The organism is Pseudodesulfovibrio portus, assembly GCF_026000375.1.
Classification (GTDB): Bacteria; Desulfobacterota; Desulfovibrionia; order Desulfovibrionales; family Desulfovibrionaceae; genus Pseudodesulfovibrio; species Pseudodesulfovibrio portus.
In genome coordinates, this window is the sequence record NZ_AP026708.1 from 2,750,068 (window position 1) to 2,763,670 (window position 13,603).

At 61.6% G+C, this 13,603-nt stretch carries 14 protein-coding genes and 1 riboswitch; of the genes, 1 reads left to right on the forward strand and 13 read right to left on the reverse strand.

Annotated elements, in window-relative coordinates:
• Window positions 1-30: 30 nt before the first annotated feature.
• The 13 genes from OO730_RS13105 to OO730_RS13165 all read right to left on the reverse strand — a co-directional run bounded on the left by OO730_RS13105 (window position 31) and on the right by OO730_RS13165 (window position 11,968).
• The gene (locus OO730_RS13105; RefSeq protein WP_264981923.1) at window positions 31-951 is read right to left on the reverse strand and encodes an ABC transporter permease; all 921 of its coding nucleotides are present in this window, start codon (window positions 949-951) and stop codon (window positions 31-33) included.
• Window positions 951-1,802: an ABC transporter permease gene (locus OO730_RS13110; RefSeq protein ID WP_264981924.1), complete on the reverse strand. Its 852-nt coding sequence runs from the start codon at window positions 1,800-1,802 to the stop codon at window positions 951-953. The genes OO730_RS13105 and OO730_RS13110 overlap by 1 nt, the downstream gene beginning before the upstream one ends.
• 476 nt (window positions 1,803-2,278) lie before the next feature.
• Window positions 2,279-2,506, reverse strand: a complete 228-nt coding sequence (locus tag OO730_RS13115; protein ID WP_264981925.1) for a hypothetical protein — start codon at window positions 2,504-2,506, stop codon at window positions 2,279-2,281.
• 12 nt (window positions 2,507-2,518) lie between these two features.
• Window positions 2,519-4,582, reverse strand: a complete 2,064-nt coding sequence (locus OO730_RS13120; RefSeq protein WP_264981926.1) for a ribonucleoside triphosphate reductase — start codon at window positions 4,580-4,582, stop codon at window positions 2,519-2,521.
• A 175-nt stretch (window positions 4,583-4,757) separates the two neighbouring features.
• A riboswitch (cobalamin riboswitch) is annotated at window positions 4,758-4,933 on the reverse strand.
• Window positions 4,934-5,007: 74 nt separating this feature from the next.
• Window positions 5,008-6,075 (reverse strand): acyltransferase family protein, encoded by a 1,068-nt coding sequence (locus OO730_RS13125; RefSeq protein WP_264981927.1) that lies wholly within the window; start codon window positions 6,073-6,075, stop codon window positions 5,008-5,010.
• Window positions 6,076-6,077: 2 nt separating this feature from the next.
• The gene (gene rimK / locus OO730_RS13130) at window positions 6,078-6,983 is read right to left on the reverse strand and encodes a 30S ribosomal protein S6--L-glutamate ligase (RefSeq protein WP_264981928.1); all 906 of its coding nucleotides are present in this window, start codon (window positions 6,981-6,983) and stop codon (window positions 6,078-6,080) included.
• Window positions 6,980-7,465, reverse strand: coding sequence for an ATP-dependent zinc protease family protein (locus tag OO730_RS13135; protein WP_264981929.1), 486 nt, complete (start codon window positions 7,463-7,465; stop codon window positions 6,980-6,982). The genes rimK and OO730_RS13135 overlap by 4 nt, the downstream gene beginning before the upstream one ends.
• Window positions 7,466-7,472: 7 nt before the next feature.
• Window positions 7,473-8,108, reverse strand: a complete 636-nt coding sequence (locus tag OO730_RS13140) for an SET domain-containing protein (RefSeq protein ID WP_264981930.1) — start codon at window positions 8,106-8,108, stop codon at window positions 7,473-7,475.
• Between the two features lie 52 nt (window positions 8,109-8,160).
• The gene (locus OO730_RS13145) at window positions 8,161-8,433 is read right to left on the reverse strand and encodes a hypothetical protein (RefSeq protein ID WP_264981932.1); all 273 of its coding nucleotides are present in this window, start codon (window positions 8,431-8,433) and stop codon (window positions 8,161-8,163) included.
• 13 nt (window positions 8,434-8,446) lie between these two features.
• The gene (locus tag OO730_RS13150) at window positions 8,447-9,004 is read right to left on the reverse strand and encodes a GNAT family N-acetyltransferase (RefSeq protein WP_264981933.1); all 558 of its coding nucleotides are present in this window, start codon (window positions 9,002-9,004) and stop codon (window positions 8,447-8,449) included.
• 45 nt (window positions 9,005-9,049) lie between these two features.
• Window positions 9,050-9,313 carry a hypothetical protein gene (locus tag OO730_RS13155; RefSeq protein WP_264981934.1) on the reverse strand — a complete coding sequence of 88 codons (264 nt, stop codon included), beginning with the start codon at window positions 9,311-9,313 and terminating at the stop codon, window positions 9,050-9,052.
• A gap of 265 nt (window positions 9,314-9,578) precedes the next feature.
• A complete protein-coding gene (locus OO730_RS13160) occupies window positions 9,579-10,976 on the reverse strand; it encodes a sigma-54 dependent transcriptional regulator (RefSeq protein ID WP_264981935.1) in 1,398 nt (465 codons plus the stop codon).
• A gap of 116 nt (window positions 10,977-11,092) precedes the next feature.
• On the reverse strand, window positions 11,093-11,968 hold the full coding sequence (locus OO730_RS13165) for a methylenetetrahydrofolate reductase (protein ID WP_264981936.1): 876 nt from the start codon (window positions 11,966-11,968) through the stop codon (window positions 11,093-11,095).
• A 376-nt stretch (window positions 11,969-12,344) separates the two neighbouring features.
• On the opposite strand from OO730_RS13165, the gene OO730_RS13170 reads away from it, so the two are divergent.
• Complete coding sequence (locus tag OO730_RS13170) at window positions 12,345-13,538, forward strand: LuxR C-terminal-related transcriptional regulator (RefSeq protein WP_264981937.1); 1,194 nt, start codon at window positions 12,345-12,347, stop codon at window positions 13,536-13,538.
• Window positions 13,539-13,603 lie beyond the last annotated feature (65 nt).

The window sequence follows — 13,603 nt, forward strand, 5'->3', positions numbered from 1 at the left end:
TGTTTTTGCGCGAGACGCGCGACCCAATCGTCAATTCTGTCGCAGCCTGGGGTCCACGAGGGGCATCACCAGGTCGGCGAGGAAATTGCCTAGAACAATGAATATCGCCGCCACGAGCGTCACGCCCATGATGACGGGGATGTCGATGGTCTGGATGGCCTGCCAGGCGAGTTGCCCGATGCCGGGCCAGCCGTAGACCGATTCCACCACGATGGCGCCGGCCATGAAGAAGCCGATGTCCAGGCCGATCATGGCGATGACCGGCAGGACCGCGTTGCGCATGCCGTGGACCATGACCACGCGCCACGGGGACACGCCCTTGGCCCGGGCCGTGCGGATGTAGTCCTGCAGGAGGACGTCGATCATGGAGGAGCGCATCATGCGCGAGTACCAGCCGCCGCCGGTGATCCCCAGGGTGACCGCCGGGAGGACCAGGTGGGCCAGGGTGCCGTAGCCGCCCAGGGGCAGCCATTCCAGCCTGTAGGCGAACAGGTAGAGCATGATCAGCCCGACCACGAATTGCGGGGCCGAGACGCCCATGAACGACATCATCATGAAGAAGTTGTCCGACTTCCTGCCTCTTCTGACCGCACCGATGATGCCCGCCGGGATGCCGATGAGCAGTTCGAAGAAGATCGCCCCGGCCATGAGCAGCAGGGTGGCGGGCATGCGGCTGAGGACCAGGGTGGTCACCTCGGTCTTCTGCTTGAAGCTGCGCCCCATGTCGCCCTGGATCAGGTTGACCACGTAGCGGCCGTACTGGACGGGCAGGGGCTGGTCCAGGCCGAGCTGGTGGCGGATGTTTTCCACGGTCTCCTGGCTGGCGCTTCGGCCCGCGAGCATGCGTACCGGGTCCGCCGGGATGAGGTAGGTCAGCATGAAGGTGATGACCGTCACGCCCAGCAGGATGCCCAGGGACTGGCTGAATCGTTTGAGGAAGGTGACCAGCATCAGCTTTTCCCCCTTTGGGTGGGATCAAGGGCGTCCCGCAGGGCGTCGCCGAGGATGTTGAAGGCCAGGGCCACGCTCAGGATGGCGATGCCGGGGAAAAAGACCAACCACGGCGCGTCGATGAAATAGGATTGGCACTCGAAGATGATGCCGCCCCAGGACGGGGTGGGCGGGCGCACGCCGATGCCGAGGAAGGACAGGGTCGCCTCCAGCAGCACGGTGGTGGAGATGCCCAGCGTTGCCCAGATGAGCATGGTCGGCACCAGGTGCGGCAGGATGTGCACGAACAGGATGCGGGGCCAGCGCGCACCCAGTGAGCGGACCGCCTCGATGAATTCGCTTTTCCTGAGCGAGGCCGTCTGGGAGTAGACGACCCGCGCCACCCAGACCCAGTTGACCATGGCGATGACCAGGGCCACGATCCACAGGCTCGGGGTGAAGATGGCGGCCAGGGCGATGGCCAGCAGCAGGGCGGGGAAGGCCATCATCAGGTCCGTGAACCGGTTGATGAGTGTCGCCACCGGCCCGCCCGCGTACCCTGCGGCGATGCCGAGGAAGGAGCCGATGCCCACGGCGATGCCGTTGGCCACCAGCCCGATCAGCAGCGAGGTCCGCGCGCCGAACACCAGCCTGGAGAACAGGTCACGGCCCAGGAGGTCGGTTCCCAGCCAGTAGGTGTGGTTGGGCGGCAGGGGCATGCCCTCCATCGTCAGCCCGTCGAAGAACTGCTCCGCAGGGTCGAATGGGGCGATCCAGGGGGCGAAGACCGTGACTATCAGGATCAGGACGACCGCGACGAGCGCGGTTCCCACAACCAGATTGCCGAATGCTTTTTTGAAACGTGGGTTCATTGTCCTACAACGGGGCTACAGTTTTGTGTGCAAGGCGCACGAGCCCAATAGAGCAATTCGGAGACCACTTGAGGCCTCCGGGTGGGAAAGACGGTGATATTTTGTCGGGATAATCGAAGGACGGCGGTATAAACGTCTGATTTAATGCGGCATCGGGAAACGATGCCAAAATCAAATTAATGGCGGAGGAGGGGTGGTCCATGCCGGGGGGTGCTCACGAACCATTCACCGGCATTACGTTTTCATCAATTCTGTACACAGGGGTTTAACGTAAATGTGAATATGACGACAATGGCGACCGGCCTATTCCATTGAAAATATTATATATGATGTGATATCGCCAGGTGCGTACCCTTGCCCGGCCCGGTTTCCGTCCCAGGGCGGCGCAGGGCCGGGAAAAAGGGCTGATGCGGATCAACACCGCATCAGCCCCGGGTCGCGTCATGAGCCGCCGTCGGATGGCGGTCGGGCGTGGGTCACTGTCTGTCTTCGCCATCCGCGATGTCGCGTATGGCCTTGAGGGCCTTGCCCCTGGCCTGGGCCAGTTTCTTCCATTTTCGTTTCTCTTTCTTCAACGATTCGATGGTGTGCAGCAGGTTCTGAACGGTGCTGGCGGGGTAGCCGTGCGTCCCACGGCATCCCGTTCGCAGTTCCTCGTCGTTGTGCTGCCTGATGGAAGTGATCTGGTTGGCGTCAAGGATCATGGCTGTTCCCGGCTAGGCCGTCTTGCAGAAGGTCTCCTGCGTGTATTCGACGCGCTCCCTGTATTCTTCCTGCTTGCCCTTGTTCCAGCGGCCCACGGGGCGGTAGTAGCCCACGACCCTGGTGTAGACCTCGGTTTCCTTGTCGCAGGTCGGGCAGTTGAAGTGCTCCCCGTACAGGTAGCCGTGGTCCTCGCAGATGGAGAACGTGGGCGTGACCGATATATAGGGGATCTTGGTCCTGCTCATGGCCTTGAGCAGGAAGTTCTTCACGCTCTCCTCGCTCGGTGCGGCTTCCCCGAGGAACGTATGGAATACGGTGCCGCCGTTGTAGAGCGTCTGCAGGTCGTTCTGGTGCTCCAGGGCAAAGAACGCGTCGGAGCTGGCGCCCACGGGCAGCAGGGTGGAGTTGGTGTAGTAGGGGGTGTCGCCGCCGGAGGTGTAGATGTCGGCGTACAGGTCCTTGTCGATTTTCGCCAGCCGGTAGCAGGTGCCCTCGCCCGGAGTGGCCTCCAGGTTGTAGAGGTTGCCGGTCTCCTCCTGGAACCGGACGACCATGCGGCGCAGCTGGTTGAGCACGCGCTGCATGAGCCGGGAGCCGGACGGCGTGTCCACGCCCTTGCCCAGCAGGTTCATGCACGCCTCATGGCCGCCGATGAGCCCGATGGTCGAGAAGTGGCCCTTGAAGCCGTTCTTGAGGTAGCGGCGGGAAAACGGGAACATGCCCGCAGCAAGGTTCTTCTCAACCACCTTCCGCTTGAATTCCAGCGACTCGCCGGCAAGCTGGGCGTACTCGGACACCAGGTCGAAGAAGTCTTCCTCGTTGTGGGCCAGGTAGGCGAGCTTGGGCAGGTTGAGGGTGACCACGCCGATGGAGCCGGTCAGGTCGCCCGCGCCGAACAGCCCGCCGGTCTTCTTGCGGATTTCCCGCAGGTCCATCTGCAGTCGGCAGCACATGGAGCGGACGTCCTCGGGGTTGAGGTCGGAGTTGATGAAGTTCTGGAAGTAGGGCGCACCGTACTTGGCCGTCATCTTGAGCAGCAGTTTTCCCTCTTCGGATTCCCAGGGGAAATCCTCGGTCACGTTGTACGTGGGGATGGGGAAGGAGAAGATGCGCCCGTCCGCGTCGCCTTCGAGCATGACTTCGAGGAAGGCCCGGTTGATCATGGCCATTTCCTCGGCGTACTCGCCGTAGGTGGAGTCCTGCAGCTCGCCGCCGATGATGACGGCTTCCTTGGCGATGTGGGACGGGGGCACGAAGTCGAAGGTGAAGTTGGTGAACGGGCTCTGGCCGCCCCAGCGGGACGTGGCGTTCAGGTTGTGGAGCAGCTTCTGGATCTGCTGTTTCACTTCCCTGTAGCCCAGCCCGTCGCGGCGGATGAAGGGTGCCAGGTAGGTGTCCACGTTGTTGAAGGCCTGGGCCCCGGCCCATTCGTTCTGGAGGGTGCCGAGGAAGTTGACCATCTGGCCGCAGGCCGCGTCAAAGTGCTTGGCCGGGGTCGAGGAGCAGCGGTCGCGCAGGTTGAAGCCTTCCAGCAGCAGGTCGCGCAGGGACCATCCCGAGCAGTATCCGGCCAGGCCGAAGGACAGGTCGTGGATGTGGAAGTACCCGTGGGTGTGGGCCATGCGCACTTCCTCGGGGTATTTCTCCAGCATGTAGCGGGCCTGCACGGCCCCGGCCATGTGCAGGATCAGCCCCTGGTAGGAGTGGACCATGTTGGAGTTCTCGTTGACCCGCCAGTCCACGTTTTCCAGGTAGCCTTCCGTGACGCCCGCGATGTCCAGGAAGGCGTCGTTCTGGGAGCGCAGTTCCCGGCGTTTTTCGCGGTATACGATGTAGCGCTCGGCCACCTTGTAGAGCCGGGCCTCCATCAGCACCTGCTGGACCATGTCCTGGACCAGCTCCTGCTCGGGGACGTCCACGCCGTCGAGTTTTTTCTCCACTTTCCCGGCCAGCCTGTCGGCGAGCAGGGGGTCCTTGATGCCGCTGCTCTTGAGGGCCTTGAAGATGGCGTTGCCGATCCGTTTGGTGGACCAGGTTTCAATGCATCCGTCGCGTTTTTGAATCTGAATGGGCATAACCGAATCTCGTTGCAAACAGTTGAACGCGGATATCCGCGAGCGTCGGGGCGGCTCGGGAAGGGACTGTTTGCGGGCTGCCGATGACGGTTCCCGGGGCGGAACCCCCGGAACTCCGGCAACAGTTTTATGATAAATACGTTCGTGTCCGGGTGCGGGCTCCGCGGTCCGCAATCGGAGAGAAACGCTTCAGGTAGGTCTTCTGGCTTTCCCCGTCTGATCCGCCTTCCCGCCTTGCGGCAGTGGCTTGTCGGCTCAGACCTTCATGGGGGATACAGCGGCGGGACCGCTCCGGATTCGCACCGGATTCCCTGTTACGGCCTTGCGGCCACCTGAAGGACATCGTGATGCGGTAAAGCTATCGCAAGCCTGAATGGAGCGCAAGCACGGTCTTGCAAAGAATGGCCGAAGGGCGCGAGGGCGCGTCAGGGGTTTCGGAATCGCGCCCGGGCACGGGCGGGCAGGTCGCCTAGGGGCAGGCGCACGGCCTGCTTCAGGACGCCGATGCCGGGGGCGAACAGGGCGTGGACGGCCACGGCGGCGGCCAGGGACACCGCCAGGATATCCCATCCCAGGGGCTCTTCCATGGTCGTTTCAAAAATGGCGATGACCGTAAAGTGGATGAGGTAGAAGGGGTAGCTGACCTTGCCGACGACCCGGTCCCAGGAAAAATCCCTGAATCGCCGGAAGACGAAGGGCAGGGAGAAAAGGGTGGCAAGGGGCAGCGCAAAGGGCGCCGCCTCCGGCGGGGCCTCGCCGACCATGGCGATGATTGTGACGAGGGCCGCGAAGATCAGGGAGTCGGACAGGGCCGGGGTCTCGGGCAGGGTCTTGTAGAACCTGTAGGCGAGGATTCCGCTGCCGAAGAGCCAGAACTCGATGGGGAAGAACCGCTTCAGGAACACGACGTCCAGGAAGCCGCCGGCCACGACCAGCACCTTGGCGCACAGGCTCAGGCCCACGAGCCAGGCCAGCGTCCGGGTCCTCATGACGACCAGCAGGGGAGCCAGGGCGTAGAAGACGGTCTCCAGGGACAGGGACCACGCCTGGATGAGCGGGGCGCTGTGCCACAGCCCGGTCCGCCCGGCCTCGGTCAGGAAGTGGAGCCCGTTCTCGGGCGTTATGGCGAAGCTGAAGAGCAGCTCCTGGCCCACGGGCAGGATGGCGGTGGAGACCATGGACAGGAAGCCCGCCGGGTGGGCCAGGATGCTCTTCACATTGTCCAGGGTGGCCATGGGGTGGATGTCCAGGGTGACCAGCAGGGCCACGCTGACGGACATGGCAAAGGCGAAGATCGGGTACAGGGACAGGAACCGTCCCATGTAGAACGACCGTGCCGAGGAGTACGTCCCGTCCAGTATCAGGGCCATGTAGAAGCCCGAGATGGCGAAAAAGGCCAGGACCGCCTCGTGCCCGTCGACCACGGGCAGGTCCGTGAGCGGAAAATGCGAATTGAAAACCGCAATGGCGAGCAGGAGGCGGACGATTCCCATGGCTATCCCTTTCCCCGTGTCTTGGTTTTGCCCGGCTGGGCGTTCTTTTCGATGAAGTCGATGATCTTGCCGGCCAGGTCCTTGCCGGTGACCCCCTCGATGCCCTCCAGGCCGGGGGAGGAGTTGACCTCCATGACCACGGGCCCGTGGTGGGTGCGGAGCAGGTCCACGCCGCAGACGTTGAGCCCCATGATCTTGGCGGCCCGCACGGCGGTGGAGCGTTCCTCGGGGGTGATCTTGATGGTCGAGGCCGAACCGCCGCGATGGAGGTTGGACCTGAATTCCCCGGCCAGGGCCTTGCGCTGCATGGAGGCCACCACCTTGCCGCCTATGACCAGGCAGCGGATGTCGCGGCCCTTGGCCTCCGCGATGTATTCCTGGACCAGGATGTCGGCCTTGACGCCCTGGAACCCCTCGATGACGCTCTTGGCGGCCTGGTCGTTCTCGGCCAGGACCACGCCGATGCCCTGGGTCCCTTCCAGGAGCTTGACCACCAGGGGCGCGCCGCCGACCATCTTGATCAGGTCGTCGGTGAACTTGGTGGAGTTGGCGAACCCGGTCACGGGCAGTCCGATGCCCCTGCGCGACAGCAGCTGCATGGAGCGCAGCTTGTCCCGTGAGCGGGTGATGGCCACGGACTCGTTGAGGCTGTATACGCCCATCATCTCGAACTGGCGGACGACGGCGGTGCCGTAAAAGGTGATGGATGAGCCGATGCGCGGGACGATGGCGTCGATGTCGGAGAGGTCTTCCCCCTTGTAGTGGATTGTAGGGTTGTGTGAAGCTATATTCATGTAGCAGCGCAGCGGGTTGATGACGCGCACGTCGTGACCGGCCTTGATGCCTGCCTCGACCAGGGCGTTGGTGGAGTAGAGGGTCCGCTTGCGCGAGAGAATGGCGATTTTCATTTTTCTTGTATGTTCCGATAGAGTTTGTTGGGGGCCATCTTCCCGGCCCGGTATGATTGTTGCGGATCGACGATGAGCCGATCTCTCATGGCCGAGCGCCCCAGGAGCATCCGGAACTTCATTTCGTCCCGGTTGGTCAGGGTCAGCTCGATCTCCCACTGGTTGCCCGCCAGAGCCAGGGTGGTGGCGATGACGTATCTGTTCTGGATGTGTCCGCCCGAGTTCTTCACCTTCCGTTTCTCGATCAGCCTGGCCTCGCAGGGAATCGAAACGTCGTGCCGCCCCTGGATGGGGTGGATGGCGAAGCGGACGAACCGCTCCCCGGCCGTTTCAAAGGGCTCGATGTCGAAGGCGTGGATGGCCGATGTGGCCGCCCCCGTGTCCACTTTTGCCTTTATCCCGGGAACGTGAAAATCGGGCAGCGAAACCCATTCCCGCCACCCGATGATCATTTTTGGTTGTCTTATCAGTTTGTTGGCCATTCAGGTCCTAGGGTTGGAGGCGCATGCTGTCCGGTGTCTTCTCCGGCGAGGGGTGGCCCTTGCGGTATTGCAGGGCAAGCACCGAGGTGTACGGCTCCTCCCCGCAGAGGTAGGCCCGGATCTGTTTCCTGGTGACGTCGTCCATGTACTTCATGAGCGGCTGGTGCACGTCCGTGAGCTTGGCCAGGGCGGGGATGATCTTTTCGTCCCAGTCGTGGTGGCACCGCTCGAAGTCGTCCGGCCGCAGGGTCTTGCGGCAGCAGACGCAATTGCAGGCCACGGGGATTTCCTCTTCGAGATTGAACAGGCCGTAGTCGTCGCTGATTTCCTCGCCCTTCCAGATATTGCGGATGGCGATCTCGAAACCGTAGCCCGTGGAGATGGTGTTGCAGTCGCACCGGTGGTTGACGTACTTGGCGTGGTCCCAGCTCAGGATGCGGATGCCGTTTTCGTCGGTGTAGGAGTACTTGCTGACCAGGTCCTTGTGGTGATCGTCGAGGCGGCTGTATGCCGCTTCGGTCATTTCGATCTCCAGCCTGTCCTTGACGTATACGATGGTCCCCAGCGGGATGTCCGCCGTGGCGAAAACGCCGTAGCCCATGGTCGGATTGACGAAGCGCACTTCGGTGTTCGGATGTATCATCGGTGTCTCGCGGAAAACCGGTCGCAGGGGCCGGGCTGAGTGTTGCCGGTCCCTACCAGGCGTCGTCGTCTACGTAGTCCAGTTCGTCTTCAAGCATGTAATTGCGGACCTTGATCCGGAATTCGTCGTCTTGTTCCGTGACCACGCCTTCAATGGTCACCCACCTGTCGATGTAGTCCAGGAGGACCTCGCCGTCCTCGTCGTTCTCCACAAAGAATTCCTCTTCGCCGTCCACGAGCAGGACCAGGCTGGACACGGACTCGTCCTTCCATTCCGCCGGCAGTATCTGCCCATACAGGGAATCTTCGTAAACATCCTGGATCATGGTTCCTCCAAGGCTATTGATAATGTTGATCGGATTCGTCGGGCATGACGTCCAGTCGATAAACAGTATCTCCCTCTATGGGGATGAATTGTTTGTGAAAGCGGTGTTCACATTCAAAACCGGAGGCCTCGTAGAAACTGCGTGCCGCCTCAAAGGCCTCCCGGGCTCCGGTCTCCAGAAAGATCCTCTTGCCCATGATTTCGGCCACCCTGCGGCACATCTCGGAGACCAGGCCGGAGCCGATGCCGAGACGTCGGTATTCCGGATCGACCGCTATGCCGTACAGTTCGTAGTTGTCCGGCCAGTGCGGTATGGGGCCGAAGCAGAGGAAACCGACGATCCGGTCGTCCGTGTCGACGTTGGCCCTGGCCAAAAGGAACACGTGCGCTTCATTGCCGTCGCCATAGGCGCTGTCCCAGGCCATGTCCTCGGTGGACAGCAGGGCGTCCGCCGAAAACAGGCCGCTCGAGCCCGCCAGTTCCAGCAGGGTTTCAACGTCGGCGGGCGTGACGCCCGAAATGATCCGGACTTCACATACTTTCGGGGGAGCGGTGGTTTCCTGGTTGCTCATGGTCTTGTTCTTTCAGGCAGCGCGTGCGGTCGCGAAGGGGGCCGCTTATTCGCACAGGCTCTGGATGCGGTCAATGTGGATGGTCTCCGCGATTCCGTCCTTTCGGACGGTTCCCGTCAACTCGACCTCGGTCCGTTCAAGAAGGTGCAGCATGGGGAACGCCTCCAGATTGGCCACACGCACTTCCCGCTCGCCGGGACAGGCGATCAGCATCCCGGTCACCCGGAACTCGTTGTCCCACTGGGACGGGACGATCACTCCGCGGAGGGTCTCCCTGGATGGTGGCGTGGTGTTGGACTGGCGTTTCATGATGTATCCCCGTTCTTGGTCAACCTTCCATTGAGCATAGCCCGTGCCATACGGGTAACTGGCCGGGATAAAATAATATTTTTGTTCAGCGGCGTGAATTATAGGAACTGACGGTTCCTTTTTTCGATCTGGAGGAGAGAGATTGATGGGTGAAACCTGAGTGATTCACCTGTGTGGTTGGGATGGCTTAGAATTAAAATCAGCTAAATCATGATGTTGTCTAACGATAGGAATTAATAGTTCCTTGTCCGTGTCAATATAAGAACTAGCGGTTCTTTTTTCGGAAGGATCGCCTTTCCAGGCCGTGGCGATTCATGAGTTTATTCAACTGCCGGGTGGTGATCCCGGCCCGGCGGGCGGTCTCGCGGATCACGCCGCCGCATTGCTCGAGGAGGCTGGCGAGGTACTGTCTTTCGAACCGGTCCACCGTGATCTGGCGGGCCTCCTTGAGGGGCAGGCTCGTCTTGACCGGGGAGGTGACCACGTCGCCCTGGGAGTCGAGCAGGTCCGGGGGGAAGCTGTCCGCCATGAGTATGTCGCCGGTTTCCAGGATGCAGGCGCGCTCGATGACGTTTTCCAGCTCGCGGACGTTGCCCGGCCATTCGTAATCGAACAGGGTGTCCAGGACCTGGGGGTGGATGCCCTTGATTTCCGTGTTGAGCAGCCCGTTGAACTGCTTGATGAACACCTCGCACAGCCGGGGCAGGTCCTCCTGCCGCTCGCGCAGGGAGGGGATGCGCACGGGGAACACGTTCAGCCTGTAGAAGAGGTCCTTGCGGAACTTCCCTTCCTCGCAGAGCTGGCCCATGTCCTCGTTGGTGGCGGCGATGATGCGCACGTCCACCGGGATGTCGCTCTCCCCGCCGACACGCTGTATCACCCGCTCCTGGAGGGTGTGGAGGAGCTTGACCTGGACCGACTGGCTGACCGTGCCGATCTCGTCCAGGAAGATGGTGCCCCCGTGGGCCAGTTCGAACTTGCCCAGCTTGCGCCGGACGGCCCCGGTGAACGCGCCCCGTTCGTGGCCGAAGAGTTCGCTCTCCACCAGGGTGTCGGGGATGGCCCCGCAGTGCACGGAGATGAACGGCATGTCCCGGCGGTTGGAGTGGGCATGGGTGAGCTTGGCGATGAGGGACTTGCCGGTGCCTGTCTCGCCGGTCAGCAGGACCGTGGTCCGGGTTCCGGCCACCTGGCGGATCTTGACGAACACGTCCCGCATGGCCTTGCTGCGGGTGTCCACGTATTCCAGCGAGTCCTCGCTCCAGAACTGTCCGCGCAGGTAGTCGAGCTCGGAGTGGAGCACGTCCGACTCCCGCACCTTGTCCACGATCAGGCCGAGTTCCTCTTTTTCGATGGGATGGGTGAGGTAGTCGAAGGCCCCGGCCTTGACCGCGTCCACCGCGAGCTTGGTCTGCTCCTCGTCGGCCATGACCACGATGGCCGCGGACGGGTAGCTGGCCCACAGCTTGTCCAGGGCCTTGTTGATGGACTTGTTTCGCCCGAGCAGGGATTCCACGTCCACGAAGAGGGTGTCGATCTCCTTGTCGCTGCCGGACTCGGCAGGGGCGGGCAGGGTCTGGGTCAGGACTTCCTCCTGGCCGAGCAGTTCGCTGATGGCCTCCGACCGGCCTCCGTCGCGCGTGATGACAAGCATTTTTCTCATGGCGTCATTTCTCCCCGGAGGCATGCTACTGCGATGCGGATGATGAGACAACGGAAATCTCCCTCCTCTCGGCTCACGCCGCAGGGCGTCCCAGGTATCGCCGCATTGTCCGCCGATCACCCGTCCAGGTCCGGAAGGTCCGTCAGGATGTCCAGGCAGATGTCCGCGTTATTCAGGGTGTACAGATGAATGCCCGGCGCTCCCATGGCCAGCAATTCCCTGATCTGTTGCCGCGCGATTTCGATTCCCTTGCGCCGCACGGCCTCATCGCCGCCGGCGTCATGCGCTGTCTGCAGTTCAAGGTACTGCTTGAGCGGGATGTTGGCCCCGCACAGGGCGAGGATGCGGTTCAGCGACTGCATGCTCAGCACGGGAAGCACCCCCGGCACGATGGGGTTGGTTATGCCCCGGGAGCGCAACCGGCGGACGAGGTCCTTGTAGCGGCGCACGTCGAAGAATAGCTGGGTGACGGCATAGTCCGCCCCGGCATTGAACTTGTGGCATGTCCATCTGAGGTCGTCGTCGATGGTGGGGGATTCCGGGTGGGCGTCCGGGTAGCAGGCGGCGGCCACCCCCATTTCAGGCCATCCCTGCTTGACGAATTCCACCAGGTCCGAGGCATGGGCGAAGTCCTTCAAGGCTTCATCCCGGTCCGTGCCCGGCAGGTCTCCGCGCAGGGCCAGGATGTCCTTGATGCCCGCCTCCAGGAGTTTGTCCAGGTATTCGGAAATGCCGTCCCTTTTCGCTCCCACGCAGGTCAGGTGTGACATGGTCGCCAGCCCGAATTGCCGGTTCACCTCGGATGCGATTTCCAGCGTGTTGTCCTGGAACGACCCGCCCGCGCCATACGTAACCGAGACGAACAGGGGGTCAAGGCCGGCCAGCCTGCTGACCTGGTCGAAAAAACGGGGCCAGGCGTCCTTTTCCTTTGGCGGGAAGAATTCAAGGGACAGGAAACGGTCGGTGTTCGAGATGCGGTCGGCGATGTTCATGGTATATCCTTATTGTATCCTTGTGGTTGTACGGGCCTGGTTCCAAGGTGTTGAATCCCTTCCCGAAAAGGTGGTCATCAACGGGTGCGTGCCGGATACGGCGGCGCGTCCGCAGCGGCTTTTCACCGCTTTCCGTTTCTTGCTATATTCCTATATCAAGATTTATTGATATATGAAGACGCCAAAAATGGCAACCGTGTTGTCTGGGCGGCCCGACCCGAGGGGGTGTGCGCCTTGATGGCGTTTCTGGTTTGTCCGAATGACTCCCCTTGCCGCCGTGTTTCGGAACGCGCCCGACGGTTTTATCAAAAGCCTGGAGGTTTTCATGTCTTCTGCCGCGTGTTACCCAGGGGCAATGGACGACACGCAACAATTGATGACGGCCTTCAGTGACCCCGGGGATGTGATAGAGGCCTGGGACGACGTCATCCTCTTTGTCGACGGTCGGGGCGTGGTGGTGGAGTCAAACGACGTACGGCTCAGCTACCTGCCCGAAATGCCGAGAGAAGGGGGGGTGTTCTGGGAATCCCTTGCGCTGGAAACCAATTCCCTTGAAACGACGCTCAAGCGGTTTCCGCCTTTGCAGATACACGAAATATCCTGCTGTGACGGGCGCAGTTTCCTGCTCCGGATAATCCCCGTGTCCGCCATGCTCTGCCCGCAAGGGGGGTATGTCGTCATCGCCACCGACAACAGGCCCATGGAGGCCTTGTACGAAAACTACGAGGAACGGCTGGAGGACAATATCTCCGCCTGGTCCGACTCCATTACCCTGTTCAACGCATTTTTCGACACCGTCCTGGACGCGACCTTTCTCATAGACGAGCACGGCGCCATCATAGCCGCCAACACCGCGGCGCAGACGCAACACGCCAAGCCGGAACAGGGCTTGACCGGCGAACACTGCAAACGGCTCCTGGGCAAGCGGTTTCACCCGGCCATCCTGAATGCCATGCATTCCCTTGAGGCCAAGGACCAGTGGACGGAAAACGTGGTCGCCATCGACGGGAACGGGGAGGGGTTCCCGGCCGAGATCACCCTGCGCAAGATCCTCTTCAACGACTATGCCCTGTTTCAACTCATCCTTCACGACCTGACCGCCCATGTCGAACTCAAAGAGGACCTGCAGGAGAAACGGGCCGAAGTGAAGGAAAAGGAAATCGCGCTGAAACAGGTCCTCAAAACCGTGGAAGAGAACCGCAAGGAGATGCGTGATCAGCTGACCAGCCAGGTCAGGAAGCAGATGTTCCCGGCCCTGGAACGCATTACGTCGTCGGACACGCCCGAGGTCCGCGAGGGGTACAGGAATCTCATCGAAGACCAGCTTGTGGAGATGGTCGGCGACGCTTCCGGCGAATTCGATTCCGACCTCCTGCGCCTTTCCCCGCGCGAAATGGAGGTCTGCCAGCTCATCCAGCTCGGGCGGAGCGGCAAGGAAGTTGCCGAGTTGCTCAACATGTCCTTTGAAACCGTCCAGACCCATCGGAAAAACATCCGCAAAAAGTTGGGCCTTCGGGGTCAAAAAACCTCTCTTTTCACCTACCTGCGGCAAAAACACTCCCTCGCCTAGTTCGGGTATACCCGAATACCCGAAGTATACCCGTCGCGCCCCCTTGCCGGATGCGGGCATTGCTG

Bases quoted from the DNA above. Each gene is read 5' to 3' on its own strand.
- OO730_RS13105 (WP_264981923.1), bottom strand. From the start codon at position 951: ATGCTGGTCACCTTCCTCAAACGATTCAGCCAGTCCCTGGGCATCCTG.
- OO730_RS13110 (WP_264981924.1), bottom strand. From the start codon at position 1,802: ATGAACCCACGTTTCAAAAAAGCATTCGGCAATCTGGTTGTGGGAACC.
- OO730_RS13115 (WP_264981925.1), bottom strand. From the start codon at position 2,506: ATGATCCTTGACGCCAACCAGATCACTTCCATCAGGCAGCACAACGAC.
- OO730_RS13120 (WP_264981926.1), bottom strand. From the start codon at position 4,582: ATGCCCATTCAGATTCAAAAACGCGACGGATGCATTGAAACCTGGTCC.
- OO730_RS13125 (WP_264981927.1), bottom strand. From the start codon at position 6,075: ATGGGAATCGTCCGCCTCCTGCTCGCCATTGCGGTTTTCAATTCGCAT.
- rimK (WP_264981928.1), bottom strand. From the start codon at position 6,983: ATGAAAATCGCCATTCTCTCGCGCAAGCGGACCCTCTACTCCACCAAC.
- OO730_RS13135 (WP_264981929.1), bottom strand. From the start codon at position 7,465: ATGGCCAACAAACTGATAAGACAACCAAAAATGATCATCGGGTGGCGG.
- OO730_RS13140 (WP_264981930.1), bottom strand. From the start codon at position 8,108: ATGATACATCCGAACACCGAAGTGCGCTTCGTCAATCCGACCATGGGC.
- OO730_RS13145 (WP_264981932.1), bottom strand. From the start codon at position 8,433: ATGATCCAGGATGTTTACGAAGATTCCCTGTATGGGCAGATACTGCCG.
- OO730_RS13150 (WP_264981933.1), bottom strand. From the start codon at position 9,004: ATGAGCAACCAGGAAACCACCGCTCCCCCGAAAGTATGTGAAGTCCGG.
- OO730_RS13155 (WP_264981934.1), bottom strand. From the start codon at position 9,313: ATGAAACGCCAGTCCAACACCACGCCACCATCCAGGGAGACCCTCCGC.
- OO730_RS13160 (WP_264981935.1), bottom strand. From the start codon at position 10,976: ATGAGAAAAATGCTTGTCATCACGCGCGACGGAGGCCGGTCGGAGGCC.
- OO730_RS13165 (WP_264981936.1), bottom strand. From the start codon at position 11,968: ATGAACATCGCCGACCGCATCTCGAACACCGACCGTTTCCTGTCCCTT.
- OO730_RS13170 (WP_264981937.1), top strand. From the start codon at position 12,345: ATGACGGCCTTCAGTGACCCCGGGGATGTGATAGAGGCCTGGGACGAC.